The organism is Pseudomonas sp. AOB-7 (assembly GCF_003696305.1).
Classification (GTDB): domain Bacteria; phylum Pseudomonadota; class Gammaproteobacteria; order Pseudomonadales; family Pseudomonadaceae; genus Aquipseudomonas.
On record NZ_RFFK01000005.1, the window covers coordinates 82,452 to 109,184 of the forward strand.

Here is a 26,733-nt window from a genome sequence, read left to right on the forward strand (position 1 = left end):
CGCCCCGGACGCAATCCGGGGACAAACACCACACCCGACAGCGCAGCGACAGCAACGACCGGAGCGCCAATGGCCCTGCCCCGCATCACATCGCCCCACGCCAAGGGCAGCAATCGCACCCAGCAGGTCATGCTGCAGGTGCTGCTGGCCACGGTGCCGGGCATTCTCGCCCTGACCTGGCTGTTCGGCGCAGGCACCCTGTTCAATCTGGTCCTGGCCAGCCTGTTCGCCCTGGCGTTCGAGGCGGCGATCCTGGCCGCGCGTCAGCGTCCGCTGGCGTTCTTCCTCACGGATTACAGCGCCCTGGTCACCGCCGTACTGCTGGCCCTGGCGCTGCCGCCCTACGCGCCCTGGTGGCTGACCCTGGTGGCGGTGGGCTTCGCCATCGTCTTCGGCAAGCAGCTCTACGGCGGCCTTGGGCAGAACCCCTTCAACCCGGCCATGCTCGGCTACGTGGTGGTGCTGATCTCCTTCCCGGTGGAGATGACCAGCTGGCCCGTGCCGCATGGCGTCGCCCTGCTCGATGGCCTGCAGCACATCCTCGGTATCGCCGCGCTGCCCGACGGCTGGGCCCAGGCCACCGCGCTGGACGCGCTGAAGGTCAACAAGAGCCTGACCATGGACGAGCTGCGCGCCGCCAACCCGGCCTTCGGCCACTTCGGCGGCGCCGGCAGCGAGGCGGTCAACCTGGCCTTTCTCGCCGGCGGCCTGTACCTGCTGCACAAGCGCATCTTCAGCTGGCACGCGCCGGTCGGCATGCTCGGCGCCCTGGCCGTGATGAGCCTGCTGTTCTGGAACGGCAGCGGCTCGGACTCCAACGGCTCGCCGCTGTTTCACCTGCTCAGCGGCGCCACCATGCTCGGCGCCTTCTTCATCGTCACCGACCCGGTGTCCGGCGCCACCAGCAACCGCGGGCGCCTGGTGTTCGGCATCGGCGTCGGCGTGCTGGTCTACGTGATCCGCGCCTGGGGCGGTTACCCGGACGCAGTGGCCTTCGCCGTGCTGCTGATGAACCTGGCCGCACCGACCATCGACTACTACACCCGGCCGCGCAGCTACGGCCACCGCAAGCCCAATAGCGGCTTCAAGCTGGGAGAATGAGCATGCTGCCGGAAATCAGCCGCTCGATGCTGAAGAACGCCCTGGTGCTGGGCCTGTTCGCCATCGCCACCGTCGGCAGCGTGGCCCTGTTGCAACAGGCCACCGCCAGCCGCATCGCCGCCGCCGAGCGCGAGGCGCAGGTGCGCGCCCTGGGCGAGATCCTGCCGGCCGGCAGCTACGACAACCACCTGCTGGACAACCGCATCGAGGTCAACGCCCGCGAACTCGGCCAGCGCAGCCCGCAGTCGGCCTACCTGGCGCTCAAGGACGGGGCGCCCAGCGCACTCATCCTGCCGGTCACCGCCCCGGACGGCTACAGCGGCGCCATCCACCTGCTGGTCGGCATCTTCGCCGACGGCCGCGTGGCCGGCGTGCGCGTGCTCGGCCACAAGGAAACCCCGGGGCTGGGCGACAAGATCGAACTGGCCAAGAGCCAGTGGATTCGCAGCTTCGACGGCAAATCCCTGAGTAACCCCGGCGCAGAGGGCTGGGCGGTGAAGAAGGATCGCGGCGAGTTCGACCAGTTCGCCGGTGCCACCATCACCCCGCGTGCGGTGGTCAAGGCCGTGCACGGCGCCCTGCAGTATTTCGACGCACACCGCGCCCAGCTGCTGGGCCTGGCGGAGGACGCGCAATGACCAGCTACCGCGAGATCACGATCAACGGCCTGTGGAAGAACAACCCGGCGCTGGTACAACTGCTCGGCCTCTGCCCGCTGCTGGGGGTGAGCAACTCCACGGTCAACGCCCTCGGCCTGGCGCTGGCCAGCGCGGTGGTGCTGGTGTGCTCCAACACCGCGGTGTCGCTGGTGCGCGGCGTGGTCAACACCGCCGTGCGCCTGCCCGCCTTCGTGATGATCATCGCCGCGCTGACCACCTGCATCGAGCTGCTGATGCAGGCCTTCACCTACGAGCTGTACCAGATCCTCGGCATCTTCATCCCGCTGATCACCACCAACTGCGTGATCCTCGGCCGCGCCGACGGCTTCGCGGCGAAGAACGCGCCGCCGCGCGCCGCCTACGACGGCCTGATGATGGGCCTGGGCTTCGGCGCGGTGCTGGTGCTGATCGGTGCCGCCCGCGAGCTGCTCGGCACCGGCGCCCTGCTGGCCAACATGCACCTGCTGTTTGGCCCGGTTGCGGCCGACTGGCAGATCACCCTGGTCAGCGACTACAAGGGTTTTCTCCTGGCCATCCTGCCGCCGGGCGCCTTTATCGTCCTCGGCCTGCTGATCGCCGGCAAGAACCGCATCGACCAGGTATTGGCCGAGCGGGCCAAGGCCGCCGCCCCCGAGGCGCCCGCGCCAAGCCGTCGCGTGCGAGTGACCGGAGTGATCGAGTGAACGCCGCCAAACGCCTGGAAATCTTCCGCCGTCTGCACGAGGACAACCCGGAGCCGAAGACCGAGCTGGCCTACAGCACGCCCTTCGAGCTGCTGGTAGCCGTCACCCTGTCGGCCCAGGCCACCGACGTCAGCGTCAACAAGGCCACCGCCAAGCTGTTCCCGGTAGCCAACACCCCGGAGGCCATCCATGCCCTGGGTGTCGAAGGGCTTAGCGAGTACATCAAGACCATCGGCCTGTACAACAGCAAGGCGAAGAACGTCATCGAGGCCTGCCGCATCCTCATCGAGAAGCACGGCAGCCAGGTGCCGGACAACCGCGAAGACCTCGAAGCCCTGCCCGGCGTCGGCCGCAAGACCGCCAACGTGGTGCTCAACACCGCCTTCCGCCAGCTGGCCATGGCGGTGGACACCCATATCTTCCGGGTCAGCAACCGTACCGGCATCGCCCCCGGCAAGAACGTGCTGGAGGTGGAGAAGAAGCTGCTCAAGTTCGTGCCCAAGGACTATCTGCTCGACGCCCACCACTGGCTGATCCTGCATGGCCGCTACGTCTGCACCGCGCGCAAACCGCGCTGCGGCGCCTGCCGCATCGAGGATCTGTGCGAGTACAAGGCGAAGACCTCGGACGATTGATCGACCATTGATCCGAGCGATCGTCCGATTGAAAAAATCTTTTTTACCCGCTCTATTTTTGCCGCTATAAGGTGCGCAAATGGCCCCGGAGCCTGGAGTGGAACATATGAGCACTGACAAAGAAGACCTCGAACTGGACGAAGACTTTGTCGCGGAAGAATCGGACGATGCCGAGCCTGCGGTGGAAGTCGCCAAGACCAACCTGACCAAGCGCCGCATCATCGACAACTTCCTCGAAGAGCGACGCCTGCACAAGCAGCTGGCCGAGTACGACTTCGACATCTGAAGGTCGAGTCGGATAAAAAAGCCCCGCACAATGCGGGGCTTTTTCGTGGCGGCGATAACCTCAGTCCTTACGCGACGGCGACAGCAGCTCGATCTTGTAGCCGTCCGGATCTTCCACGAAAGCCAGGATGCTCGAACCGTGCTTCATCGGCCCCGGTTCGCGGGTGATCTTGCCGCCGCGCGAGCGGATGTCCTCGCAGGCCTTGTAGACGTCGGCCACTTCCAGGGCGATATGGCCGTAGCCGGTGCCCAGCTCGTAGCTGTCCACGCCCCAGTTGTGGGTCAGTTCGATCACGCTGTTGTGCGCCTCGTCGCCGTAACCGACGAAGGCCAGGGTGAACTCGCCGTCCGGGTAGTCCTTGCGGCGCAGCAGGGTCATGCCCAGCACTTCGGTGTAGAAGGCGATGGATTTGTCCAGGTCGCCGACGCGCAGCATGGTATGCAGCAGTCTCATCAGGTTTCTCCTCAGCGATTGGCCGTGATCTCGGCCCTAAAAAGAAACCCCGGCTCGTGGCCGGGGTTCCTCTGACACGGTGCAAGCAGTCTATCAGATCAGCTTGCGGCCCTTGCCGGCGGCGATGCGCATGCGCAGGGCGTTGAGCTTGATGAAGCCGGCCGCGTCCTGCTGGTTGTAGGCGCCGCCATCTTCTTCGAAGGTGGCGATATTGGCGTCGAACAGCGAGTCGTCGGACTTGCGCCCGGTGACGATGACGTTGCCCTTGTACAGCTTCAGGCGCACCACGCCGTTCACGTTGGCCTGGGAGGCGTCGATCATCTGCTGCAGCATCAGACGCTCCGGGCTCCACCAGAAACCGTTGTAGATCAGGCTGGCGTATTTCGGCATCAGCTCGTCTTTCAGGTGGGCCACTTCACGGTCGAGGGTGATCGACTCGATGGCGCGGTGGGCGCGCAGCATGATGGTGCCGCCGGGCGTCTCGTAGCAGCCGCGCGACTTCATGCCGACATAGCGGTTTTCCACGATGTCCAGACGGCCGATGCCGTTGGCGCCGCCAATGCGGTTCAGCTCGGCCAGCACCTGAGCCGGGGTCATCGCCTTGCCGTCGATGGCGACGATGTCACCGGCCTGGTAGGTCAGCTCGATATAGGTCGGTGCGTCCGGAGCTGCCTCAGGCGAGACAGTCCATTTCCACATGTCTTCTTCGTGCTCGGTCCAGGTGTCTTCCAGCACGCCGCCCTCGTAGGAGATGTGCAGCAGGTTGGCGTCCATGGAGTACGGCGACTTCTTCTTGCCGTGGCGCTCGATCGGGATGGCGTGCTTCTCGGCGTAGTCCATCAGCTTCTCGCGCGACAGCAGGTCCCACTCGCGCCAGGGGGCGATGACCTTCACGCCCGGCTTCAGTGCGTAGGCGCCCAGCTCGAAGCGCACCTGATCGTTGCCCTTGCCGGTGGCGCCGTGGGAGATGGCGTCGGCGCCAGTCTCGTTGGCGATCTCGATCAGGCGCTTGGCGATCAGCGGACGAGCGATGGAGGTACCCAGCAGGTACTCGCCTTCGTAGATGGTGTTGGCGCGGAACATGGGGTAGACGAAATCGCGGACGAACTCTTCGCGCAGGTCGTCGATGTAGATTTCCTTGACGCCCATCGCCTGGGCCTTGGCACGGGCCGGCTCGACCTCCTCGCCCTGGCCGAGGTCGGCGGTGAAGGTCACCACTTCACAGTTGTAGGTATCTTGCAGCCACTTGAGGATCACCGAGGTGTCCAGGCCACCGGAATAGGCCAGAACTACCTTTTTGACGTCCGCCATGCCATCACTCCACGGGTTGTACGGTAAAACCCGTGATTCTACTGACCCTGCGGGCCAATTTACAGGGGCGCGACAGCTTGTGACGACGAAGCGACGCCGTTTTTCGCCTCAGGACGGCGTGCTGCCGGCCGGATCGACCGGGGCGCTCGGCGCAGTGTCAGGCGCCGTGCTCGGCGGCGCGACCTCGGCCGGCGGCAGGCGCTCCAGGCGCAGGGTGGCGCGGCGGTTCTTGGCGCGGTTGGCCTCACTGTTGTTGGGTGCCAGCGGGTAACGCTCGCCATGAAAACGCAGGGTGATCTGCTCCACCGGCACACCGCCGGCCACCAGGTACTCCTGCACCGCCAGGGCGCGGCGGCGCGACAGGTCGCGGTTGGTCAGGCGGTTGCCGCTGTTGTCGGCGTGACCGTCGATCTGGAAGCTGTTGATGCTGGGGTCGGCCTTGATGAAATCGAGCACGATGTCCAGCTTGGCGCGGGCCATGGCGTCCAGCTCGACACCGCCGCCGGGAAAGCCGATCTGCGCCTGGCGGATCTGCTCGAAGTTGACCGGCAGCAGCTTGGCCGTGCAGGCCTGGTAGTCCTCGTAGGCCTTGTGGAACTTCACCGGCAGCAGGCGCACCTCGAGGCTGTCGCCGCCGTTGAGGGTGCGGTGGCGCACCAGCGGGCTGCGCCCTTCCAGCAGACCGGTCAGCAGCCGCGCGCCCTGCTCATGGGAGCTATTGAACGGCACCTCGCCGTTGCCGACGCTGACCACGCCCAGGTGGATGTCGCCGCGCCCCGGTTGCCAGGGCGCTGCCGCCGCCAGCAGGGTCGCCGAGCCGGCGCCGAGCCAGCGTTCACGCGCCTTGAGGCGGAAGGTCACCTGCTCGCCGGCACGGCGCACGAACTCGCCGCTGCCGAACTGACTGATCGGCTGGCTCAGGCGGCACTCGAACTGATCGCCCTCGACCTTCCATTCCACCTGTTCCAGGCGGGTCTGAAAGCTGACGGCGTGCGCCGGCAGGCTCAGGGCCAGGCCGGCCAGCAGACAGGGAAGGACAAGACGGGGCTGGCGCACGACGGGCTCCACGAATACACGGTTCTCCCTAGGTATCGGTGCCTTGGCGAAAAACTGTAGGGGCGAATTGCTTCGCGCACCGCTCGTGTCGGCACGCAAAATCCGCCGGCACGACGTCGCCCGTCCCGTCCACAGCGCATTTTCCGGCGGTTTCCGGTAGCATTCCGCTCACGTTTTACCCGCCTGGAAGCCCCCATGTCCGACCGCCTGACTCTCCTGCGTCCCGATGACTGGCACATTCACCTGCGCGATGGCGCGGTGCTGCCGCACACCGTCGGCGACGTCGCGCGCACCTTCGCCCGCGCCATCATCATGCCCAACCTGGTGCCGCCGGTACGCAACGCCGCCGAGGCCGACGCCTATCGCCAGCGCATCCTGGCCGCGCGCCCGGCCGGCAGCCGCTTCGAGCCGCTGATGGTGCTCTACCTCACCGACAACACCAGCCCCGAGGACGTGCGCCAGGCCAAGGCCGCCGGCTTCGTCCACGCCGCCAAGCTGTACCCGGCCGGCGCCACCACCAACTCCGATTCGGGCGTGACCAGCATCGACAAGATCTTCCCGGTGCTGGAAGCCATGGCCGAGGTGGGCATGCCGCTGCTGGTGCACGGCGAGGTGACCCGCGCCGAGATCGACGTGTTCGACCGCGAGAAGGCCTTTATCGACGAGCACCTGCGCCGTGTGGTCGAGCGCTTCCCCACGCTGAAAGTGGTGTTCGAGCACATCACCACCCGCGACGCGGTGCAGTTCGTCGAGGCCGCGCCGGCCAACGTCGGCGCCACCATCACCGCCCATCATCTGCTGTACAACCGCAACCACATGCTGGTCGGCGGCATCCGCCCGCACTTCTATTGCCTGCCGATCCTCAAGCGCAACGTGCACCAGGAAGCCCTGCTCGACGCCGCCGTCAGCGGCAGCCGCAAGTTCTTCCTCGGCACCGACTCGGCGCCGCACGCCAAGCACGCCAAGGAAGCCGCCTGCGGCTGCGCCGGCTGCTACACCGCCTATGCCGCCATCGAGCTGTACGCCGAAGCCTTCGAGCAGCGCGGTGCGCTGGACAAGCTGGAAGGCTTCGCCAGCTGCCACGGCCCGGACTTCTACGGCCTGCCGCGCAACAGCGACTCGATCACCCTGGTGCGCCAGGACTGGACAGCCCCGGCCAGCCTGCCGCTGGGCGAGCAGACGGTGATCCCCCTGCGCGCCGGCGAAACCCTGCGCTGGAAGCTGCTGGAGGGCCAGGCGTGAGCGAAGAGCATTACGACGACGAACTCGATCCCAGCCTGCCGTCCGGCCCGCGCACGCCCATGGCGGCGCGCTTTCGCGGCTATCTGCCGGTGGTGGTGGACGTCGAGACCGGCGGTTTCAACTGCGCCACCGACGCCCTGCTGGAGATCGCCGCAACCACCATCGCCATGGACGAGAGCGGCTTCCTCTACCCGGATCACACCCACTTCTTCCGCATCGAGCCCTTCGAAGGCGCCAATATCGAGGCGGCGGCGCTGGAGTTCACCGGGATCAAGCTGGATCACCCGCTGCGCATGGCGGTGAGCGAAGAACACGCCCTCGGCGAGATCTTCAAGGGCCTGCGAAAGTCGATCAAATCGGCCGGCTGCAAGCGCGCCATCCTGGTCGGCCACAACAGCAGCTTCGACCTGGGTTTCCTCAACGCCGCGGTGGCCCGTTGCGGCATCAAGCGCAACCCCTTCCACCCCTTCTCCAGCTTCGACACCGCCACCCTGGCCGGCCTCGCCTACGGCCAGACCGTACTGGCCAAGGCCTGCCAGACCGCCGGCATCGAGTTCGACGGCAAGGAGGCGCACTCGGCGCGCTACGACACCGAGAAGACCGCCGAGCTGTTCTGCGGCATCGTCAACCGCTGGAAGGAAATGGGTGGCTGGGACGAATTCGACCAGTAAGCCGTTGCGCGGCAATCAGTCCCCACCAGAAACCGGCCTCGCGCCGGTTTTTGCCGATGCCCCATCGCGTCTGGCCGCCCGGCCTCGCAGGGTGCAGCCCAGTGATGCGCACCACCCGGCCCGACCACTCGACCCTTTTGCCAACCGCCGCCGCCCGTCGCCAGGCGCAGTCAAAAACTCTTCCGGAATTTTCTGGCCGCGGCCGCCACGGCGGCAACCGTTCGTCAGCCAGCCAGGTCTCTAGCGCGGGCATTTGCAAGAGTTCTTTGACAAGCATTCTCATTAACATTAGTATCCGTCGCATCAAACAGATCCACCAAGACGAGCCTTGCTTATGTACGTCTGCCTCTGTGAAGGTGTCACCGATACGCAAATCCGCGACGCGGTCTATGAAGGCTGCTGCAGCTACCGTGAAGTGCGCAGCACCCTCGGCATCGCCAGCCAGTGCGGCAAGTGCGCCTGCCTGGCCAAGCAGGTGGTCCGCGAAACCATCGGCGAAGTACAGAGCAGCCAGGCCGCCCTGGCCTACCCCGCCGGCTTCGTCGCCGCCTGAGGCAGCCCGCTCGCATAAGAAACCGGATCGGCGATCCGGTTTTTTTATGCCCTGCCATCCCGGTGCCCCCGCCAAGGCCGCTACAAACGCGCACCCGCAGCCCGGATGCAATCCGGGGCAGGCGTCCCGATTGCATGCGGCATACGCCAGGCCAATAAAAAACCGGATCGAGGATCCGGTTTTCGTTGGGGCGAAGAACCTTGGACTCAGCGATAAGCCTCGAACAGCCCCGTCGCCCCCATGCCGCCGCCAACGCACATGGTGACGATGCCGTAGCGCAGCTGGCGGCGCTGCAGCTCGCGCACCAGATGGCCGACCTGGCGCGAGCCGGTCATGCCGAAGGGGTGGCCGATGGAGATGGAGCCGCCGTTGACGTTGTACTTGGCGTTGTCGATCTCCAGCTTGTCGCGGCAGTACAGGCACTGCGAGGCGAAGGCCTCGTTGAGCTCCCAGAGATCGATGTCGTCGACCGTCAGGCCCTTGGCCTTGAGCAGCTTGGGCACCGAGAACACCGGGCCGATGCCCATCTCGTCGGGCTCGCAGCCAGCCACAGTAAAACCACGGAAATACGCCTTGGGCGTCAGGCCCAACTCGAGCGCTTTCTCCAGGCTCATCACCAGGGTCATGGAGGCGCCGTCGGACAGCTGCGAGGCATTGCCGGCGGTGACGCTGCCGGCCGGATCGAAGGCCGGCTGCAGCGCGGCCAGGGATTCGAGGCTGGTGTCCGGGCGGTTGCAGTCGTCCGCCTCGACCACGCCGTCGACGATCCGCTTCTCGCCGCTGGCCTTGTCCTCGACCTGGTACTTCACCGCCATCGGTACGATTTCGTCGGCGAACAGCCCCTCGGCCTGGGCGCGGGCGGTGCGCTGCTGGCTCTGCAGGGCATAGGCGTCCTGGGCCTCGCGGGTGATGCCGTAGCGGTTGGCGACGATCTCGGCGGTCTTGCCCATGGGGTAGTAGATGCCGGGGTTGTCCTTTTGCAGCAGCGGGTTGAACAGCTGGTCCATGTTCATGCTTTTCAGGGTCATGGTGATGGACTCGACGCCACCGGCGACGATGATCTCGCTGCAGCCGGAGGCCACCTGGTTGGCGGCGATGGCGATGGCCTGCAGGCCCGAGGAGCAGAAGCGGTTGAGGGTCATGCCCGCCACCGGGTTGCCCAGGCGCGACAGCACCGCGACGTTGCGGCCGATGTTCATGCCCTGCGCGCCCTCGTTGGAGCCGGCGCCGACGATGCAGTCGTCGACCTGCTTCGGATCGATGCCGTTGCGCACCAGCAGCGCGTCGACGCAGTGGGCGGCCATGTCGTCCGGCCGGGTCAGGTTGAACTTGCCGCGAAAGGACTTGGCCAGGCCAGTCCGCACGCTGTCGACTATCACCACTTCACGCATGACGCACCTCGTTGTTATTGGATGGCGGATATGGCGAAGATAAATCCGTCCGATCCCGGGGCGCGATCATCATTGATCCGGCGTATGCACCTCAATCCTTGGCGAAGGCCGCCTCGATCGCTTGGTTGATGGTGCGCAGCACCTTGACCCGGGCAAAGCGCTTGTCGTTGGCTTCCACCAGGGTCCAGGGGGCGATCTCGGTGCTGGTGCGGTCGACCATGTCGCCCACCGCGTCGGCGTATTGCGGCCACTTGTCGCGGTTGCGCCAGTCTTCCTCGGTGATCTTGAAACGCTTGAAGGGGATCTGCTCGCGCTCCTGGAAACGCGCCAGCTGAGTGTCCTGGTCGATGGACAGCCAGAACTTGACCAGGATCGCCCCGGCGTCGCTCAGTTGCTCCTCGAAGTCGTTGATCTCGCCGTAGGCGCGCAGCCAGTCGGCCTCGCTGCAGTAACCCTCGACCCGCTCCACCAGCACCCGGCCATACCAGCTGCGATCGAAGATGGTGAACTTGCCGCGCGCCGGGATATGCCGCCAGAAGCGCCACAGGTAGGGCTGGGCGCGCTCTTCCTCGGTGGGCGCGGCCACCGGTACGATGCGGTACTGGCGCGGATCCAGCGCGCCGGTGACGCGGCGGATGGCGCCGCCCTTGCCGGCCGCGTCGTAGCCCTCGAACACCGCGATCAGCGCGTGCTTGCGCATGCGTTTGTCGCGCATCAAACCGGACAGACGCGCCTGCTCGACGGTCAGTTGCTCCTTGTAGTCGTCCTTGTCCAGCGCCTGGGTCATGTCCAGGCTGGCCAGCAGAGCGCTGCTGTCCAGGCTCGACACCAGCGGCGCGGCATGCGGCTGGCGCTGCGCTCGCTGCTGGCTGGCCAACGCCGCCTGCAGCCCCTCGAGGAGGATGCGCCCGACGGTCAGGCTGCGGTAATACTCGTCGACCCCCTCGACCACGTACCAGGGCGCGTAGTCGCGGCTGGTGCGGCGCAGCACACGCTCGCCGTAGTGGACGAACTTGTCGTAGGTCTTCGACTGCTGCCAGTCCAGCGGGCTGATGCGCCAGCTGTGCAGCGGGTCGTCCTTGAGCGCCTCCAGGCGCGCCTTCATGTGCTGCTTGGACAGGTGGAACCAGAACTTGAAGATCAGCGCGCCCTCGTCGCAGAGCATGCGCTCCAGGCGCTCGGCGCCATCGATGGCCTGATCCAGCACGGCGTCCTTGAAGCGCCCATGCACCCGGCCCTGAAGCATCTGGCTGTACCAGTTGCCGAAGAACACGCCGATGCGCCCCTTCGGCGGCAGCTGACGCCAATAGCGCCAGGCCGGCGGCCGCGCCAGTTCCTCGTCGGTCTGCACGTCGAAGGTGCTGACCTGGATCAGCCGCGGGTCCATCCACTCGTTGAGCAGCTTGACCGTCTCGCCCTTGCCGGCGCCCTCGATGCCGTTGATCAGCACGATCACCGGAAAACGCGCCTGCTGCTTCAACTCGTACTGCGCCTCCAGCAGCGCCTCGCGCAGCGCCGGCTCTTCGGCTTCGAACCTGGCTTTATCGATGCTGCGGCCGATTTCGGCGGATTCGAACATGCGACAACCTCCCTGGAATGATCACCACAGCGTAACGGATGATGCCCGCCTTTGCCCGTTGGCGCGGCGCGGTAGAATCGCCGCACGATCCAGCGGAACCCCTCCATGTCAGAACCTCATCACGCCCAGCTCGACTGGGACGAACGCGGCCAACCCCTGTCGCGTCACTTCGGCGACGTCTACTTCTCCCAGCAAGACGGCCTGGAAGAGACCCGCTACGTGTTTCTCGCCAACAACGACCTGGCGGCGCGCTTCGCCGCCCTCGGCGACGGCGAGTGCCTGTGCATCGGCGAAACCGGCTTCGGCACCGGGCTGAACTTCCTCTGCGCCTGGCAGCTGTTCGAGCAGCAGGCGCCGGCCGGTGCGCGCCTGCACTTCGTCAGCGTGGAGAAATACCCGCTGCAACTGGCCGACCTGCAGCGCGCCCTGGCCCTGTGGCCGGAGCTGGCGCCGTTCAGCGCCCCGCTGTTGGAGCAGTACCGAGCGATACACCCGGGTTTTCAACGCCTGCTGCTGGGCGGTGGGCGGGTGGTACTGACATTGCTGATCGGCGACGCGTTGGAGCAGCTGGCGCAGCTGGATGCACGCATCGACGCCTGGTTCCTCGACGGCTTCAATCCGGCGAAGAACCCGCAGATGTGGACGCCCGAGCTGTTCGCCGAACTGGCGCGGCTGTCCGCTCCCGGCGCGACCCTGGGCACCTTCAGCAGCGCCGGCGTGGTGCGCCGGGCGCTGAACGACGCCGGCTTCCGGATGAAACGTGTACCCGGCCTGGGCAAGAAATGGGAGGTACTCAAGGGGCGCTTCATCGGCGCCACGGGAGACGAGACCAAACCCTGGTTCGCCCGCCCCGCGCACCAGGCGCGGGACAAACACGCGGTGGTGATCGGCGCCGGCCTGGTCGGCTGTGCCACGGCCGCCAGCCTGGCCGCACGCGGCTGGCGGGTAAGCCTGCTGGAACGCCACGGCGAGGTGGCCGCCGAGGCCTCGGGCAACCCGCAGGGGGTGCTCTACCTCAAGCTCTCGGCCCACGGCACGGCGCTGTCGCAACTGATAGTCGCCGGCTTCGGCCACACCCGGCGCCAGCTCGAACGCCTGCAACGCGGCGCCGACTGGGACGCCTGCGGCGTGCTGCAGCTGGCCTTCGACGCCAAGGAAGCCGCGCGCCAGGCCAAGCTGGCCGCGGCCTTTCCCAGCGAGCTGCTGACGCCGCTGACGCGCGAGCAGGCCGAGGCCCTGGCCGGCATTGGCCTGCCGGCCGGCGGCCTGTTCTACCCGGACGCCGGCTGGGTGCACCCGCCGGCGCTATGCCGGCTGCTGGCCGCGCATCCTTCGATCGACCTGCTGACGCACAGCGAGGCGCTGGAGCTGCGGCGCCATGACGACCAGTGGCAGGTGCTGGCAGGCCAGCAGGAACTGGCCCGTGCGCCGGTGGCGGTGCTGGCTGCCGCCGCGGAAATCCGCCGATTCGCGCAGAGCGCCGGCCTGCCGCTCAAGCGCATCCGCGGGCAGATCAGCCGTCTGCCGGCCAACTCCGCCAGCAGCGCCCTGCGCACCGTGGTCTGCGCCGACGGCTACGTCGCCCCGCCACGCGCAAACGAGCACACCCTGGGCGCCAGCTTCGACTTCCACAGCGACGACCTGACGCCGAGCGTCGCCGAACATGCCGGCAACCTCGAGCTGCTCAAGGACATTTCCAGCGATCTGGCCGAGCGTCTGCAGGCCGACCAGCTCGACCCGGCGCAGCTCGAAGGCCGCGCCGCCTTCCGCTGCACCAGCCCGGACTACCTGCCCATAGTCGGGCCGCTGGCCGATGCCGAGGCCTTCGCCGAACGCTACGCGGTGCTGGCCAAGGACGCCCGCCAGGTGCCACAGGCGCCCTGCCCCTGGCTGCCCGGCCTGTACGTCAACAGCGGCCACGGCTCGCGCGGGCTGATCACCGCGCCGCTGTCCGGCGAGCTGATCGCCGCCTGGCTGGAAGGCGAACCCCTGCCGCTGCCGCGCGCGGTGGCCGAGGCCTGTCACCCCAACCGCTTCGCCCTGCGCCAGCTGATCCGCGGCGAGTAAGTCCCTTCCTGGCGCCTTCCCGCGACACTGCGTCGCGGGGCTGGTGGCTGCTCGCCGAAAATACCTAATGAAACAAATTCGTATTTACATTATCTTTACAAGCTCTTTCTAACCCCTCCTGCCGTACCGGAGCCGTCGCATGCACCGCAAGACCCGCCTCTGCCTCGCCATCAGCCTCGCCTGCCTGGGCAGCAGCGCCCTGGCCGAAGACAACCGCGAGCAACAGCTCGAACTGGACGCCATGACCATCAGCGCCACCCGCGGCCACAGCCAGGTGGGCAAGACGCCGCAGAAGATCACCGTCATCAGCCGCGAGCAGATCGAGCAGCAACTGGCGATCACCAGCGACCACGGCCAGGTGCTGAGCAACCTGATTCCCTCCTACTCGCCGAGCCGGCAGAAGCTGAGCAACGCCGGCGAGACCTTCCGCGGCCGCGCCGCGCTGGTGATGATCGACGGCGTGCCGCAGTCCACGCCGCTGCGGGCCGGCGGCCGCGACGGCTACACCATCGACCTGGCGATGGTCGAGCGCATCGAGGTGATCCACGGCGCCAGCGCCGAGCATGGCCTGGGCGCCACCGGCGGCATCATCAACTACGTCACCCGCCGGCCCCAGGGCGGCAGCCTCAGGCAGCACGCCGGCGTCAGCCTGGAGGCGGGCGACGACTTCGACGGCGACGGCCTGGGCTACAAGCTGGACTACCGCGTCGAAGGCAACCAGGGCAGTTGGGACTACCTGGCCGCCATCAGCGGCCAGACCCGGGGCATGTTCTACGACGCCGACGGCGAGCTGATCGGCGTCGACGACACCCAGGGCGACATCATGGATTCCACCAGCAGCGACCTGCTGGTCAAGCTCGGCTACTGGTTCGACGCCGAGCAGAACCTCGAACTGATGGTCAACCGCTTCCAGCTCGAGGGCGAGCACGACTACGTCAACGTGCCCGGCAACCGCGCCGCCGATGTGCCGACCACCTCGCGCAAGGGCCAGCCGCCGGGCAAGGCGCCGCAGAACGAGGTGCTGGCCACCAGCCTGACCTACAGCAACGCCGACCTGGCCGGCAACCAGTTCACCGCCCAGCTGTACAGCCAGCGCTTCCGCGCCCGCTACGGCGGCAACATCCTGCCCAGCTTCCAGGACCCGGCCATCGCCCCGGTCGGCACCCTGTTCGACCAATCGCAGAACGAGTCGGACAAGTACGGCGGCAAGCTCTCGCTGAGCCGCGACGACATGTTCGATGGCCTGCTCAAGCTCACCGGCGGCCTGGACTTCCTGCAGGACACCACCAGCCAGATGCTGATCGCCACCGACCGCGAGTGGGTGCCGGAAACCGTGTTCAACAACCTCGCGCCCTTCCTCCAGGCCGAGGTGCGTGCCCACGAGCGCCTGACCCTGCACGGCGGCGTGCGCCACGAGTTCGCCAAGCTGGAGGTCGATCCGTTCCGCACCATCGCCTCCACCACCATGCCGCCGGGCGGCGTATCCGTCGAGGGCGGCGAGCCGGACTTCGAGGAAACCCTGTACAACGTCGGCCTGGTGTTCCAGGCCAGCGACTGGGCGCAGGTCTTCGCCAACTACTCGGAAGGCTTCGGCATGCCCGACGTCGGCCGCGTGCTGCGTGGCATCAACCAGCCCGGCCTGAGCGTGGACAGCTTCCTCGACCTGCAGCCGATAGTCACCGACAACCGCGAGATCGGCCTGCGTCTGAACCATGGCCCCTTCGATGCCGAAATCAGCTACTTCGAATCCGACTCCGACCTCGGCTCGCGCCTGGAGAGCGTCGGCGGCGTGTATCAGGTGCGTCGCGAACGCACCGAGATCGACGGCATCGAGGCCAGCGCCGGCTGGCAGATCGACGCCGTGCATCGTCTGCAGGCCAGCTACGCCAAGCTCAACGGCCAGTCGGACACCGACGGCGACGGCAAGGTGGACACCGATCTGGACGGCGCCAATATCGCCCCCGACCGCTACGGCATGAGCTGGCAGGCCAAGTGGAGCGACAAGCTCAACACCCGGGTGCAGGCCAACCACTACGCCAGCCGCAGCTTCGACACCCCCGGCCTGGACTTCGACGGCTACAGCCTGGTGGATGCCTCGGTCGGCTACCGCCTGCCGGTGGGCGAAGCCAGCCTGGGCGTGGAGAACCTGCTCAACCGCGACTACATGACCTACTACGCGCAGGCGGCCAGCACCCGCAACGACCAGTACTTCGCCGGCCGTGGTCGCACCTTCACCCTCGGCTATCAGCTCGACTTCTGAGTCGCCCCCCGACGGCCGCGCCAGGCGGCCGTCGCTGACTCAGGCGGTGCGCGCCGCTGCCAGCACCGCCTTGGGTTTGCGAAACACCAGCACGTTGCCCAGCATCACCAGCGCCAGGCCCAGCAGTGCCGGGGCCGTCCACTGGTAGCCCTCGACGAACACCGAGATATTCAGCGCCACCACCGGGAACAGCACGGTGCAGTAGGCCGCGCGCTCGGGCCCCATCCGCCCGACCAGGGTCAGGTAGGCGGTGAAGCCGATCACCGAGCCGGGAATCGCCAGGTACAGCAGCGAGCCGATATAGCGCGCGTTCCATTCGAAGGCGAACGGCGTACCGCTGACCAGGCAGATGCCCACCAGCATCAGCGCGCCATAGAGCATGCCCCAGGCATTGGTGGTCAGTGGCTTGAGCCCGGCCTTCTGCTGCAGGCTGGAAAGCATGTTGCCGGCGGAGAAGAACAGCGTGCCGAGCAGCGCCAGGCCGATGCCCAGCAGGCTCTCGCGGCTGGTTTCGTGGCCGGCCAACTCCGGCCAGAACAGCAGCCCCAGGCCGGCCAGCCCCAGCGCGCCGCCGAGCAGCACGTTGGCGGCGATGCGCTGCCGGAAGAACAGCCGCGCGTTGAGCGCGTTCCACAAGGTGGCGGTGGAGAAGATCACCGCCACCAGGCCGCTGGGTATCCACTGGCTGGCGGTGTAGAAGCAGAGGAAATTGAGGCAGAACAGGCACAGCCCCTGCACCAGGCAGATCGCCTGGCCGCGCCGATCCAGACGCTGCAGCCGCCCGCTGAGCCAGAGCAGGGCGAACAGCACCGCGGCGGCCAGGGCGAAGCGGTAGGCGATGGAGGCGGCGACGGCCACCTCGCCCATCTGGAACTTGATGGCGATCCAGGTGGTGCCCCAGATCAGCACGGTAAGCAGGTAAAGCGACAGATTCATCGAGCATCTCCCATGACTGCCGCCAGTCTGCGGCCAGCCCACGAGGCGCGCTTGCATAAAGTTGCGCTTTTAAACCTGCGCCATCACTGCCTGCCATCGCCGCCCAGGCTTTATCATGCGGGCTTTGCCAATCAGGTCATTCCCTCCGCATGCTGTCCGCCGTCGCGCGCTACCAGAAACTGCTGTCCAGCGCCCTCGCCCGCTACTTCCCCCGCACCACCGCCTACCTACGCGCCGAGCGTGAGGCCGCCCAGCCGCGCCAGCCGGCGCGCAAACCGGCGAAGAAGAAAACCGCCGGCGGCAAAGCCGGCAAGCGCCAGCAAAAGGCCGACAAACCCGGCCCCGCGGGTATCTACCCCGCTGCCAGGCTCAAGGTGGACGATGCGCAGATCCAGGCCATGCGCCAGCGCGTCGCCGAGGCGGTGCGCGCCGGGCTGATCGGCGCCCCCTCGGACGAGCAATGGGCGATGATCCTCTGCCGCGCGCCGCTGACGCGCATCTTCGCCGGCGCCGGCTCGGGCAAGTCCAGCACCCTGGTACTGCGCGTGGTGTTCATGCTCTGCCACCTGCATATCGACCCGGCGCGGCTGACGGTGATTTCCTTCACCAACGCCTCCTGCGCCGAGCTGCGCGAACGCCTGCAGCGGCTGCTGGACTTCTGGCGCTACCCGCACGATACGCGCCAGTGCGTGCGCACCTTCCACTCGGCGATGGCGACGCTGGCCAAGGAAGAGCTGGGCAACCCGCGCTGGTTCGAGCAACTCGACGAACCCGGCGAGGAACCGGACAACCCGCTGGCCGGCGGCCGCCTGCGTCCGGCGCAGCAGCGCCTGCTCAAGCAGGCCTACCAGAGTGCCTATGCCGCGGACGCGCGCTTTCGCACACTGGTGCATCGCCTGCTCAGGCTAGCCGCGCCGCAGGAGCCGCCGCAGGGCAAGCCCAAGGCGCCACTGGACGCCTGCAAGCTGGCCGGCGAATTCGCCGCGCAGCCGCTGTTCGAGCTGCTACACAGCCAGGCCGGTTTCGCCGAAAGCCTGGGTCTGCGTCTCGACCGTCTGGACGTCAAGGCGCTCGACTGCGGCGCGCGCGAGCGCGACTTCATCGAGGCCATGCAGCTGTTCCACGGGCACTTCGACGCCCTGCTGCAACGCCAGGGGCTGATGAGCTTCAACGGCGCCTTCCAGCGACTGAGCGAGCGCCTGCAGCGGGACGGCGGCAAACCGGGCCAGGCTCTGCTCGCCCTCGGCCATCTGCTGATCGACGAATTCCAGGACATCTCGCCGCAGATCCTGCAGTGGCTGCAAGCCGTACACAGAGAACTCGCCCGACATGGCGAGACGCTCAGCCTGATGGCCATCGGCGACGACTGGCAGTCGATCTACGGCTGGCGCGGCAGCTCGCCGGAGCTGTTCATCGACTTCGACCGCCACTTCCCCAGCAAGGGCCGCGGCAAGAGCACCACCCTGCTATTGGGCACCAACTACCGCAGCGTCGAGGCGGTGATCCGCGACGGCGAACGGGTACTGGCCGGCGTGGCACGCAAGCAGGACAAGACCAGCATCGCGCACAAGGCCATGCAGCCGGGCGATCACGGCGTCAAGCTGATCCAGCGTTTCGAGCTGGCCAGCGGCATGCCGCGCCTGCTCGCAGACATCGGCGCGCAATGCGCCCACGTCGCCACGCGCGCCAACGCCGACCGCACCGCCGTGCTGCTGCTGAGCCGGCGCAACGAGCCGCTGCAACAGATCCGCGCGCAGCTGGACAAGCAACTGCCGGTCAAGACCATGACCATCCACCGCGCTAAGGGCCTGCAGGCCGAGGTGGCGATCATCCTCGACGACTGCCTGCCGGCGGAGCCACACCCGCTGCGCAACGCCCTCTACGCCCACTGCGGCTTCTTCGCCGGCAGCTACGATCAGGCCATGCAGGACGAGACCCTGCGCCTGGCCTACGTGGCCATCACCCGCGGGGTGAGCCGGGTGCTCTGGTATACGCGCAAGGCGCAGGGGGCGACGCGCTCGCTTCAGGGCGGCTGAGCCGACGCTGAGCAATGCGCCGGGACTTTTTCGCCGGCAAGCAAGAATTGCCTGGAGCAGCTCCTGACGTCGCCCGCGACAGCCCCGAGGCTTGCCGCCAAGGCCGGTTACTACTCCTGCAAAACCGGCATCTCCGCCATTCTTGGCGGTCAAATGGCAGGCAACAAAAAATCGTCAGGAACGATTTTTGACGTCGCTTGCGACGGCCCCAAGGGTTGCCGCCATGGATGGCAGGCAACAAAAAACCCGCCGAAGCGGGTTTCTTCCCAACCATCCGACATCCTGTCGGTGGCCATCCGGGCCTGGTCATCGTCCTTGATCCTCAGCGATCCGTCGCTGCAGGGGATGGGTGTAGATTAAGGCGCCAGCCGGGGTGGCGACAGCGGCCAATGCCGCCGGCGCGTGTAAGACATTGGCTATAGCGCCTCAGCGCGCCCGCCCGATCATCCGCCCCAGCACGTCTGCCTCGCCCTGGCGGCGATGGACCAAGGCCATCGCCGCGTGGCCGAGGATCAGCGCCAGCAGCAGCCAGCCCAGGTTGCCGTGCAGCAGGTTGGCCGGGGCCATCAGCCATTCGATCTTCGGCCCGCTGAAACCGGCCATCAGTTCGATGCCGAAGGCGCTGAACTGGCGTCCGGAGCCGTACTGGCGCAGCAGCGCGAGCAGCGGCACCAGCAGCATCAGCGCATACAGCGCCAGGTGACCGAGCCGCGCCATGGCGTTGAGCGAGGCCGGCCGCCGGCTGCGGTTGGCCAGCGCCCAGAGCAGACGAACCAGCACCAGCGCCATCAGCAGCACGCCGGTGGGCTTGTGCGTGGCCCAGGCGAACTCGTCGAGGCTGGATTCCGCCAGCAGCAGGTGAACGAGGGTGGTGAAGAATTGCCAGCCCAACAGGGCGGCCATGCCCCAGTGCAGAATGCGGCTGACCAGGCCGTAGTGCTGGGCAGAGTCGTGGAGTGACGACATCGTGGTTCCTCTCGAATGTCAGAAGCGGGTGAACACAGGCTCAGGCAACAACCCGGCGCAGCGCCTTGACCTCAAGCAAGGCCGACGGCCGGAGTCATTACCGACCCGGTTCGGCGCACAGGGTGCCGCATGTCGCAGACCGCCGACCGCGCCCAGATGTAAACAACTGTGTCGACGCCCGGCGCACCGGGCGCCGGCTCAGCGCTCGCGCAGCGCGGCGTGGGCGTCTCGCCAGGCCTGCTGCCGGGTATCCTGCCAGATGCGCGCATGCAGGCGCGCCATGCCGTCGGGGTCGTTGAGCAGGCGCCAGCGGGTCGCCTCGACGCTGCCATGCGGGCCGGCGGCGAGGATTTCCGCGAGGCGCGCCTCGCGCAGCGCCTCGGCCGCCGGCACCACCTTGGCGTGGCGGGCCCGGGCCATGGCGCAGACCAGGGCGTTGTACAGCGGGTCGACCGCCGCGCGCAGGAAGCCCTGCTGCAGCGCCCGCGCACTGTTCAACCGTTCGTACTCGGCGGTATTGCTCAGCTCGCGCGGCACCTGGTGCTCCTCGGGAATCAGGAACAGCTTGCTGCGCCGCGCCGCCAGGCCGGGCGCGGTACGGCTGGTCAGCACCGACACCACCGGCGAAAGCACCAGGGATACGACGATGGGCGCCAGCCACCAGAGGAAGTCCGGGTTCAGCCAGCCGACCAGCGCCGTCCAGCCGATCCCCAGCAGCACCTGCGAGCCATGGCGGCGCCAGGCCTCGCTCCAGGGCGTGGCGTCATCCACCCGCTGCGGCGAATTCCACTGCACCGACCAGCCGAGGAAGGCTGCGGTGACGAACAGGCTGTGAAACAGCATGCGCACCGGTGCCAGCAGCACCGAGCACAAGGTTTCCAGCAGCATCGACAGCAGCACGCGCAGGCGCCCGCCATAGGCTTCCGCGCCCTGGATCCAGATCAGCAGCACGCTGAGCAGCTTGGGCAGGAACAACAGGGTCATGGTCGCGGAGAACAGCGCCACGGCCTCCATCGGCTGCCAGCGCGGCCACAGCGGATAGAGCTGGTTGGGCTGCAGGAAGTACTCCGGCACCATCAGCGTATGGATCGCCAGCAGGCCGGTGGACAGCAGCAGGAACAGCAGCCACAGCGGCGCCGACAGGTAGGACATGACGCCGGTGAGGAATACCACGCGGTGCACCGCGTGCATGCCGCGCACCAGGAACAGACGGAAGTTCATCAGGTTGCCGTGGCACCAGCGACGGTCACGCTTGAGCTCGTCGAGCAGGTTCGGCGGCAGCTCCTCGTAGCTGCCCGGCAGGTCGTAGGCGATCCATACGCCCCAGCCGGCGCGGCGCATCAGCGCGGCCTCGACGAAATCGTGGGAAAGAATCGCGCCGGCGAAGGCGCCGGTACCCGGCAGCGGAGCCAGGGCGCAGTGCTCGATGAAGGGTTTGACCCGGATGATCGCGTTGTGGCCCCAGTAATGCGATTCACCGAGCTGCCAGAAGTTGAGGCCGGCGGTGAACAGCGGGCCGTAGACGCTGGTGGCGAACTGCTGCAGGCGCGCATAGAGGGTGTCCATGCCCGAGGCCTTGGGCGCGGTCTGGATGATGCCGGCGCCGGGGTTGGCCTCCATCAGGCGCACCAGGCGGGTCAGGCATTCGCCGCTCATCACACTGTCGGCGTCGAGCACCACCATGTAGCGGTAGTTGCTGCCCCAGCGGCGGCAGAAGTCGTCGATGTTGCCGCTCTTGCGCTTCACCCGCCGCCGGCGACGGCGGTAGAAGATCTGGCCGAAGCCCTCCACCTCGCGACACAGCTCCAGCCAGGCCTGCTGCTCGGCGACGCAGATGTCCGGGTCGTTGCTGTCGCTGAGGATGAAGAAGTCGAAGTGATCGAGCTGGCCGGTTTCGCGCAGCGACTCGAAGGTCGCGCGCAGGCCGGCGAACACCCTGGGCACGTGCTCATTGGCGATCGGCATGACCAGCGCGGTGCGCGCCCGCGGCGAGATCGGCTCGTCGCCGCAGCTGCTGGCCGAGATGCTGTAGCGGTCGCGCCCCTTGAGCAACTGGAAGAAGCCCATCAGCGCGGTCCAGAAGCCCATAGACACCCAGCAGAACAGCAGGGCGAACAACGCCAGGATGCTGGTCTGCACCAGATACGGCAGGATCTGCCGCGCCGATTCCTGCCAGGGCTGCTCGAACACCAGGCCCAGGTCGACCAGCGACCAGCCCTGGTAGGGCAGCACCGACTTCATGTACCAGGTGGCGACCACCGTCTGCACCAGCATCAGCACCAGCAGCGCGCTGCGCCGCACGGCGGCGACATGGCGCCAGTGCGCCTCGCTGAAATCCTCGGCCTCGCGGGTGCGCGGTCGCGGCGCCGGCTGCTCGCCCTTCAGGCGGCGCCAGCCGCGCTGCAGAATATTGGTCTGCCAGGGCTCGGGCACCATGCGCGTGCGCTTGATCGGCGGGGTGGAATCGATGGCGGGACGGCCCTGGTGATCCTGCACGATGCGGCAGCCGCGTTCGAGCGCATCCGGCCAGCCGAGCGCCAGGCGCGCCGGCACCGAGTCGAGCAGTTCTCGGGTCTCCCCGAGCGCCTCGGGCGGCGCCGGCTCCGGCGTCTGCAGCGCATGGTGCAACGCGGCCAGGTCGCCGCCCTGCTCGAGCTGGCGCGCCAGTGCCTGCTGGCGCTCGGGGTCGAGCGGCAGTTCGTCGAGGTAATGCTGGATCAGCGTGGCGTCAGGGGAGTTATTCATGGGCAGGCAGCTGATAGCTCCAGGTTTCCGACAGGGGTTTGCCGTCCTCGACCAGGGCGGCGCGCATTTCCACCGGCTGCGCCGGGTCCTTGATCTTGACCCGCAGGGTCAGGCGCCAGCCCCGGCTCACCGGGTTGTAGCGCAGGCTGTTTTCCAGCAGCTCGGCGTTGCCGTCGACGCTGGCCTGCACCGTCGGCGGCGCCTCGGCCTTGCGCTTGGCCAGCCGCGGGCCGACGAAATCCACCAGCAGGGCGGTGCTGCCGTCGGGCTGGCGGATCAGGTTGGCCTGCTTGACGTCGCCCTCCGACAGCCGGGTCTGGCTGACCCAGGCCAGCTGCGGGTCGTGCAGCGCCGCCTCGTCGCGACTGAAGTGCAGGCGGTAGGCGATATCCAGCGGCTGGCCGACCGCGGGCAGCTTGTCGGGGCGCCACAGGGCGACGATGTTGTCGTTGGTCTCGTCGGGGGTGGGAATCTCCACCAGCTCGACGTGGCCCGGGCCCCAGTCGCCGAGGGTCTCGACCCAGGCGCTGGGACGCAGCTCATAGCGGTCGTCGAGATCCTGGTACTGGGCGAAGTCGCGGCCGCGCTGGAGCAGGCCGAAGCCGCGCGGGTTGTCGATGCGGTAGCTGCTGACGTTGAGCCGCTGCGGGTTGTTCAGCGGGCGCCACAGCCACTCGCCGTTGCCGGCGTGGATGGCCAGGCCGTCGGAGTCGTGCAACTCGGGCCGGTAGTTGGGCCGCGGCCAGGGCTGGTTGGCGCCGAACAGGTACATGCTGGTCAGCGGCGCAATGCCGAGCTTTTCCACCGAGTCGCGCAGATACAGCCTGGCCTCGACGTCGAGCACGCTGTCCTCGCCCGGCTTGATTTCCATGCGGTAGGCGCCGGTGGCGCGCGGCGAGTCGAGCAGCGCGTAGATCACCAGGCTGCGTCGGTCGGCCTGCGGCTGCTCGATCCAGAACTCGCTGAAGCGCGGGAATTCCTCGCCGGACGGCAACGCGGTGTCGATCGCCAGGCCGCGTGCCGACAGGCCGTAGACCTGGCCCTTGCCGACGACGCGGAAGTAGCTGGCGCCGAGCACGCTCATCAGCTCGTCGTGCTTGTCCGCCGCGTTCAGCGGGTGGATCACCTTGAAACCGGCGAAACCGAGGTTCTCCAGTTCGCCGGGCTGCACCGGCAGATCGGCGAAGTCGAACATGGCCGGATCGTAGCGAATCTCGCGCACGCCCGTGGCGGTGACTTCGTTGATCTTCACCGGCAGGTCGAAGTGCATGCCCTGGTGGAAGAAATACAGCTGGAACGGCGTCTTGCCGTCGCGCCAGTGCGCCTGGTCCTCGCGAAAGCGCAGCTTCTGATAGTCGGCGAAGGCCAGCTCGCGCAGCGCCCCCGGCAGATTGCTCTGCGGCGCGTTGTAACCCTCGGCGGCCAGGGCCTTGGCCTTGACCGCCACATCGTCCAGATCGAACGCCCAGCTGTGGGCGGCGAACAGCAGGGGAACCGCCCAGAGGGCCAGCTTGCCGGCCTTGCCCAGACGGGTTGCAGAACAACGACTCATTGACACACGGCCTCCAGGGCGACGCAGATTGACGGGCAGCGGCCAGCCCACGGGGCGCCGCTGCACGGAAATTGAAATCAGGCGAATGATGCAAAGACAACGCGAGCGCCGTGCAGACGGCCAACCGGACGGCGGCGCCCCTGCATGCGCGTTTTTTCTGCGCATTATCACCAGATCGCGGTATCCGGCACAGGGGCCCGCACAGCTATATTTTCGCCTGCCCGCAGCACCCGCTCAGTCGCGCGGCAGAAGCTCGAAGCGCGCCTCCTGCACGGTGGCCGAATCCAGCCCGAGCTGCACGCGGAACGTCCCCGGTTCGCTGATGTGACGCAGCTCGGCATCGAAGAAACGCAACATGCCCTCGTCGATCTCGAAGCTCAGCTCGCGCGCCTCGCCTGCTTCCAGCTTGACCCTGCGAAAATCCTTGAGTTCCTTGACCGGGCGGATCACCGAGGCGGCCTCGTCGTGCAGATACAGCTGCACCACCGTGGCGCCGGCGCGCGGGCCGCGGTTGTGCAGGGTGACGCTGACCTGGATCTTCTCGCCCGGGCGCAGGCGCTCGGCGGACAGCCGCGGCGGCGACAGCGAGAACTCGCTGTAGCTCAGGCCGTAGCCGAACGGATAGAGCGGGCCGTTGCGCTCCTCGAAGTACTGCGAGGTGTAGTTGCCGGGATCCCCGCCGTACGGCCGGCCCAGGCGCAGGTGGTTGTAGTAGGTGGGGATCTGCCCCACCGAGCGCGGGAAGGAGATCGGCAGCTTGCCCGCCGGGTTGTGCGCGCCGAACAGCACGTCGGCGATGGCGTGGCCGCCCTCGATGCCGCTGTACCAGGTCTCGAGTATGGCGTCGGCGTTGGCCTGCTCCCAGCCCAGGGACAGCGGCCGGCCGTTCATCAGCACCAGCACCAGCGGCTTGCCGGTGGCCTTGAGCGCGCGCAGCAGGGCCTGCTGGCTGTCCGGCAGGTCCAGGCGGGTGCGGCTGGAGGACTCGTGCGACATGCCGCGGGCCTCGCCCACCGCGGCGACTATGACGTCGGCCTGCTGCGCCACGCGCACCGCCTCATCAAGCATGGCCGCGGGGCTGCGCGCGTCCTGCACCACCTCCGGACGGTCCCAGTTGAGGTGGTTGAGGTACTCGACCACCCGCGCATCGTCGGTGACGTTGGCGCCGCGCGCATACAGCAGCTGGCCCTGGCCGCCGAGCGCGGCCGCCATGCCCTGGCGCAGGGTCACCGCCTGTTCGGCGCGGCCGGCCGCCGACCAGCTGCCGAGCATGTCCACCTGGGAGTCGGCCAGCGGACCGATCAGGGCGATGCGCCTGTCCTTGCGCAGCGGCAGGGTGGCGTCGCGGTTTTCCAGCAGCACCAGGGCATCGCGCGCCATCGCCCGCGCCGCGGCGCGGTGCAGACGGTTTTCGGCGTAGACCTCGGCAGGATCGTCGGCGGCGCGGCCGATGCGCCGGAACGGATCGTGGAACAGGCCGAGATCGTACTTGGCGCCCAGCACCGCGGCCACCGCCTCGTCGAGCAGCGCCTCGTCCACCTCGCCGCTGCGCACCAGACCGGGCAGCTCCTCGAGGTAGAGGCTGTCGGCCATGCTCATGCCGATACCGGCCTTGAGCGCCAGGCGCGCGGCCTCGCGGCCGTCGGCGGCGACGCCGTGGCGGATCAGCTCGGAGATGGCGCCGTGGTCGCTCAGCACCACGCCGCGAAAGCCCCAGTCGCGACGCAGCAGGTCGCGCAGCAGCCAGCTGTTGGCCGATGCCGGCACGCCGTTGATCGCGTTGAGCGCCACCATCACCCCGCCGGCGCCGGCCTCCAGCGCCGCGCGGTAGGGCGGCAGGTAGTCCTGGTGCATGCGCAGCGGGCTCATGTCGACCACGTTGTAGTCGCGCCCGCCCTCCACCGCGCCGTACAGGGCGAAGTGCTTGACGCTGGCCATGATGCGCTGCGGATCGCTCGGCGCGGCGCCCTGGAAGCCGCGCACCATGCGTGCGGCGATCTGCGAGACCAGCTGCGGGTCCTCGCCGAAGCCTTCGGAGGTGCGCCCCCAGCGCGGGTCGCGGGAAATGTCCACGGTGGGCGCGAAGGTCATGTCCAGGCCGTCGGCACTGGCTTCCAGCGCCGCGATGCGGGCGCTGTTCTCGATGGCCTCGAGGTCCCAGCTGGAGGCCAGACCGAGGCCGATGGGAAAGGTGGTGCGATGGCCGTGGATCACGTCGTAGGCGAAGAACAGCGGGATGCCCAGGCGGCTGCGCAGCGCGGCCTGCTGCATGGGCCGGTTGTCCTGGCGGGTCACCGAGTTGAAGGTACCGCCGATGCGCCCGGCGGCGATCTCCTCGCGGATGCGCTCGGCGCTCATGTCGCCGCCGATGCTGATCAGGCGCAGCTGGCCGATCTTCTCCTGCAGGCTCATGCGCGCGATCAGCTCGCTGATCAGCACGTCGCGCTCGGCCACCGGCGGCGCCGCGAGGAGCAGGCCGGGAGCGGCGATCAGGGTGACAAACAGCAGGTGGCGCAGGCGTTTCATCGAGGTCGGCATCCGGGCACGAGGG

The 26,733-nt window shown here is 67.7% G+C and carries 22 protein-coding genes; 12 read left to right on the top strand and 10 right to left on the bottom strand.

The window, feature by feature from the left end; translation table 11 throughout:
- Positions 1-69: 69 nt before the first annotated feature.
- From EA796_RS11430 to EA796_RS11450, 5 genes are all read left to right on the top strand, one after another.
- Entirely contained in the window at positions 70-1,101 is a 1,032-nt protein-coding gene (locus EA796_RS11430; protein WP_122108706.1) for an RnfABCDGE type electron transport complex subunit D, read from the top strand.
- A gap of 2 nt (positions 1,102-1,103) precedes the next feature.
- Positions 1,104-1,739, top strand: coding sequence for an electron transport complex subunit RsxG (rsxG, locus tag EA796_RS11435; protein ID WP_122108707.1), 636 nt, complete (start codon positions 1,104-1,106; stop codon positions 1,737-1,739).
- The gene (locus EA796_RS11440) at positions 1,736-2,443 is read left to right on the top strand and encodes an electron transport complex subunit E (RefSeq protein WP_021443588.1); all 708 of its coding nucleotides are present in this window, start codon (positions 1,736-1,738) and stop codon (positions 2,441-2,443) included. The genes rsxG and EA796_RS11440 overlap by 4 nt, the downstream gene beginning before the upstream one ends.
- Positions 2,440-3,078 (top strand): endonuclease III, encoded by a 639-nt coding sequence (nth, locus tag EA796_RS11445; protein ID WP_122108708.1) that lies wholly within the window; start codon positions 2,440-2,442, stop codon positions 3,076-3,078. The genes EA796_RS11440 and nth overlap by 4 nt, the downstream gene beginning before the upstream one ends.
- 106 nt (positions 3,079-3,184) lie before the next feature.
- Positions 3,185-3,364, top strand: a complete 180-nt coding sequence (locus EA796_RS11450) for a PA3496 family putative envelope integrity protein (RefSeq protein WP_017677837.1) — start codon at positions 3,185-3,187, stop codon at positions 3,362-3,364.
- 60 nt (positions 3,365-3,424) lie between these two features.
- Here the strand turns inward: EA796_RS11450 and gloA are convergent, their stop codons facing one another.
- The 3 genes from gloA to EA796_RS11465 all read right to left on the bottom strand — a co-directional run bounded on the left by gloA (position 3,425) and on the right by EA796_RS11465 (position 6,184).
- Positions 3,425-3,817 (bottom strand): lactoylglutathione lyase, encoded by a 393-nt coding sequence (gene gloA / locus EA796_RS11455; protein WP_021443586.1) that lies wholly within the window; start codon positions 3,815-3,817, stop codon positions 3,425-3,427.
- Between the two features lie 93 nt (positions 3,818-3,910).
- Entirely contained in the window at positions 3,911-5,128 is a 1,218-nt protein-coding gene (locus tag EA796_RS11460) for an argininosuccinate synthase (protein ID WP_021443585.1), read from the bottom strand.
- 108 nt (positions 5,129-5,236) lie between these two features.
- Positions 5,237-6,184, bottom strand: a complete 948-nt coding sequence (locus EA796_RS11465) for an OmpA family protein (protein ID WP_122108709.1) — start codon at positions 6,182-6,184, stop codon at positions 5,237-5,239.
- 195 nt (positions 6,185-6,379) lie between these two features.
- Between EA796_RS11465 and pyrC the strand changes: the two genes are divergently transcribed.
- The 3 genes from pyrC to EA796_RS11480 all read left to right on the top strand — a co-directional run bounded on the left by pyrC (position 6,380) and on the right by EA796_RS11480 (position 8,650).
- Positions 6,380-7,426: a dihydroorotase gene (pyrC, locus tag EA796_RS11470; RefSeq protein WP_021443378.1), complete on the top strand. Its 1,047-nt coding sequence runs from the start codon at positions 6,380-6,382 to the stop codon at positions 7,424-7,426.
- On the top strand, positions 7,423-8,097 hold the full coding sequence (gene rnt / locus EA796_RS11475; RefSeq protein ID WP_021443379.1) for a ribonuclease T: 675 nt from the start codon (positions 7,423-7,425) through the stop codon (positions 8,095-8,097). Before pyrC ends, rnt begins: the two co-directional genes overlap by 4 nt.
- Before the next feature lie 334 nt (positions 8,098-8,431).
- Positions 8,432-8,650: a bacterioferritin-associated ferredoxin gene (locus EA796_RS11480; RefSeq protein ID WP_021443380.1), complete on the top strand. Its 219-nt coding sequence runs from the start codon at positions 8,432-8,434 to the stop codon at positions 8,648-8,650.
- Positions 8,651-8,856: 206 nt separating this feature from the next.
- Here EA796_RS11480 and EA796_RS11485 read toward each other — a convergent pair whose 3' ends face one another.
- Complete coding sequence (locus tag EA796_RS11485) at positions 8,857-10,041, bottom strand: thiolase family protein (protein WP_122108710.1); 1,185 nt, start codon at positions 10,039-10,041, stop codon at positions 8,857-8,859.
- Between the two features lie 91 nt (positions 10,042-10,132).
- A complete protein-coding gene (gene pap / locus EA796_RS11490) occupies positions 10,133-11,620 on the bottom strand; it encodes a polyphosphate:AMP phosphotransferase (protein WP_021443382.1) in 1,488 nt (495 codons plus the stop codon).
- A 105-nt stretch (positions 11,621-11,725) separates the two neighbouring features.
- Between pap and mnmC the strand changes: the two genes are divergently transcribed.
- Positions 11,726-13,687: a bifunctional tRNA (5-methylaminomethyl-2-thiouridine)(34)-methyltransferase MnmD/FAD-dependent 5-carboxymethylaminomethyl-2-thiouridine(34) oxidoreductase MnmC gene (gene mnmC, locus EA796_RS11495; protein ID WP_122108711.1), complete on the top strand. Its 1,962-nt coding sequence runs from the start codon at positions 11,726-11,728 to the stop codon at positions 13,685-13,687.
- A gap of 139 nt (positions 13,688-13,826) precedes the next feature.
- Positions 13,827-15,947: a TonB-dependent receptor gene (locus tag EA796_RS11500; protein ID WP_122108712.1), complete on the top strand. Its 2,121-nt coding sequence runs from the start codon at positions 13,827-13,829 to the stop codon at positions 15,945-15,947.
- Between the two features lie 39 nt (positions 15,948-15,986).
- On the opposite strand, the gene EA796_RS11505 is transcribed toward EA796_RS11500, so the two are convergent.
- A complete protein-coding gene (locus tag EA796_RS11505) occupies positions 15,987-16,883 on the bottom strand; it encodes a DMT family transporter (protein WP_122108713.1) in 897 nt (298 codons plus the stop codon).
- Between the two features lie 149 nt (positions 16,884-17,032).
- Between EA796_RS11505 and EA796_RS11510 the strand changes: the two genes are divergently transcribed.
- Complete coding sequence (locus tag EA796_RS11510; protein WP_021443387.1) at positions 17,033-18,919, top strand: DEAD/DEAH box helicase; 1,887 nt, start codon at positions 17,033-17,035, stop codon at positions 18,917-18,919.
- Between the two features lie 153 nt (positions 18,920-19,072).
- On the top strand, positions 19,073-19,279 hold the full coding sequence (locus tag EA796_RS23345; RefSeq protein WP_156350864.1) for a hypothetical protein: 207 nt from the start codon (positions 19,073-19,075) through the stop codon (positions 19,277-19,279).
- A gap of 66 nt (positions 19,280-19,345) precedes the next feature.
- Here the strand turns inward: EA796_RS23345 and EA796_RS11515 are convergent, their stop codons facing one another.
- From EA796_RS11515 to bglX, 4 genes are all read right to left on the bottom strand, one after another.
- Positions 19,346-19,885 (bottom strand): cytochrome b, encoded by a 540-nt coding sequence (locus EA796_RS11515; RefSeq protein ID WP_021443388.1) that lies wholly within the window; start codon positions 19,883-19,885, stop codon positions 19,346-19,348.
- A 198-nt stretch (positions 19,886-20,083) separates the two neighbouring features.
- A complete protein-coding gene (mdoH, locus tag EA796_RS11520; protein WP_122108714.1) occupies positions 20,084-22,630 on the bottom strand; it encodes a glucans biosynthesis glucosyltransferase MdoH in 2,547 nt (848 codons plus the stop codon).
- On the bottom strand, positions 22,623-24,182 hold the full coding sequence (locus EA796_RS11525; protein ID WP_021444651.1) for a glucan biosynthesis protein G: 1,560 nt from the start codon (positions 24,180-24,182) through the stop codon (positions 22,623-22,625). Before EA796_RS11525 ends, mdoH begins: the two co-directional genes overlap by 8 nt.
- A gap of 234 nt (positions 24,183-24,416) precedes the next feature.
- On the bottom strand, positions 24,417-26,708 hold the full coding sequence (gene bglX / locus EA796_RS11530; protein WP_256679209.1) for a beta-glucosidase BglX: 2,292 nt from the start codon (positions 26,706-26,708) through the stop codon (positions 24,417-24,419).
- Positions 26,709-26,733: the final 25 nt, after the last annotated feature.

Coding starts and splice junctions, on each gene's coding strand:
- pap (WP_021443382.1), bottom strand. CDS start 11,620: ATGTTCGAATCCGCCGAAATCGGCCGCAGCATCGATAAAGCCAGGTTC.
- EA796_RS11510 (WP_021443387.1), top strand. CDS start 17,033: ATGCTGTCCGCCGTCGCGCGCTACCAGAAACTGCTGTCCAGCGCCCTC.
- EA796_RS11485 (WP_122108710.1), bottom strand. CDS start 10,041: ATGCGTGAAGTGGTGATAGTCGACAGCGTGCGGACTGGCCTGGCCAAG.
- EA796_RS11440 (WP_021443588.1), top strand. CDS start 1,736: ATGACCAGCTACCGCGAGATCACGATCAACGGCCTGTGGAAGAACAAC.
- EA796_RS23345 (WP_156350864.1), top strand. CDS start 19,073: ATGGCAGGCAACAAAAAATCGTCAGGAACGATTTTTGACGTCGCTTGC.
- mnmC (WP_122108711.1), top strand. CDS start 11,726: ATGTCAGAACCTCATCACGCCCAGCTCGACTGGGACGAACGCGGCCAA.
- EA796_RS11505 (WP_122108713.1), bottom strand. CDS start 16,883: ATGAATCTGTCGCTTTACCTGCTTACCGTGCTGATCTGGGGCACCACC.
- EA796_RS11515 (WP_021443388.1), bottom strand. CDS start 19,885: ATGTCGTCACTCCACGACTCTGCCCAGCACTACGGCCTGGTCAGCCGC.
- EA796_RS11480 (WP_021443380.1), top strand. CDS start 8,432: ATGTACGTCTGCCTCTGTGAAGGTGTCACCGATACGCAAATCCGCGAC.
- mdoH (WP_122108714.1), bottom strand. CDS start 22,630: ATGAATAACTCCCCTGACGCCACGCTGATCCAGCATTACCTCGACGAA.
- EA796_RS11525 (WP_021444651.1), bottom strand. CDS start 24,182: ATGAGTCGTTGTTCTGCAACCCGTCTGGGCAAGGCCGGCAAGCTGGCC.
- rsxG (WP_122108707.1), top strand. CDS start 1,104: ATGCTGCCGGAAATCAGCCGCTCGATGCTGAAGAACGCCCTGGTGCTG.
- gloA (WP_021443586.1), bottom strand. CDS start 3,817: ATGAGACTGCTGCATACCATGCTGCGCGTCGGCGACCTGGACAAATCC.
- EA796_RS11460 (WP_021443585.1), bottom strand. CDS start 5,128: ATGGCGGACGTCAAAAAGGTAGTTCTGGCCTATTCCGGTGGCCTGGAC.
- EA796_RS11500 (WP_122108712.1), top strand. CDS start 13,827: ATGCACCGCAAGACCCGCCTCTGCCTCGCCATCAGCCTCGCCTGCCTG.
- pyrC (WP_021443378.1), top strand. CDS start 6,380: ATGTCCGACCGCCTGACTCTCCTGCGTCCCGATGACTGGCACATTCAC.
- bglX (WP_256679209.1), bottom strand. CDS start 26,708: ATGAAACGCCTGCGCCACCTGCTGTTTGTCACCCTGATCGCCGCTCCC.
- EA796_RS11430 (WP_122108706.1), top strand. CDS start 70: ATGGCCCTGCCCCGCATCACATCGCCCCACGCCAAGGGCAGCAATCGC.
- EA796_RS11450 (WP_017677837.1), top strand. CDS start 3,185: ATGAGCACTGACAAAGAAGACCTCGAACTGGACGAAGACTTTGTCGCG.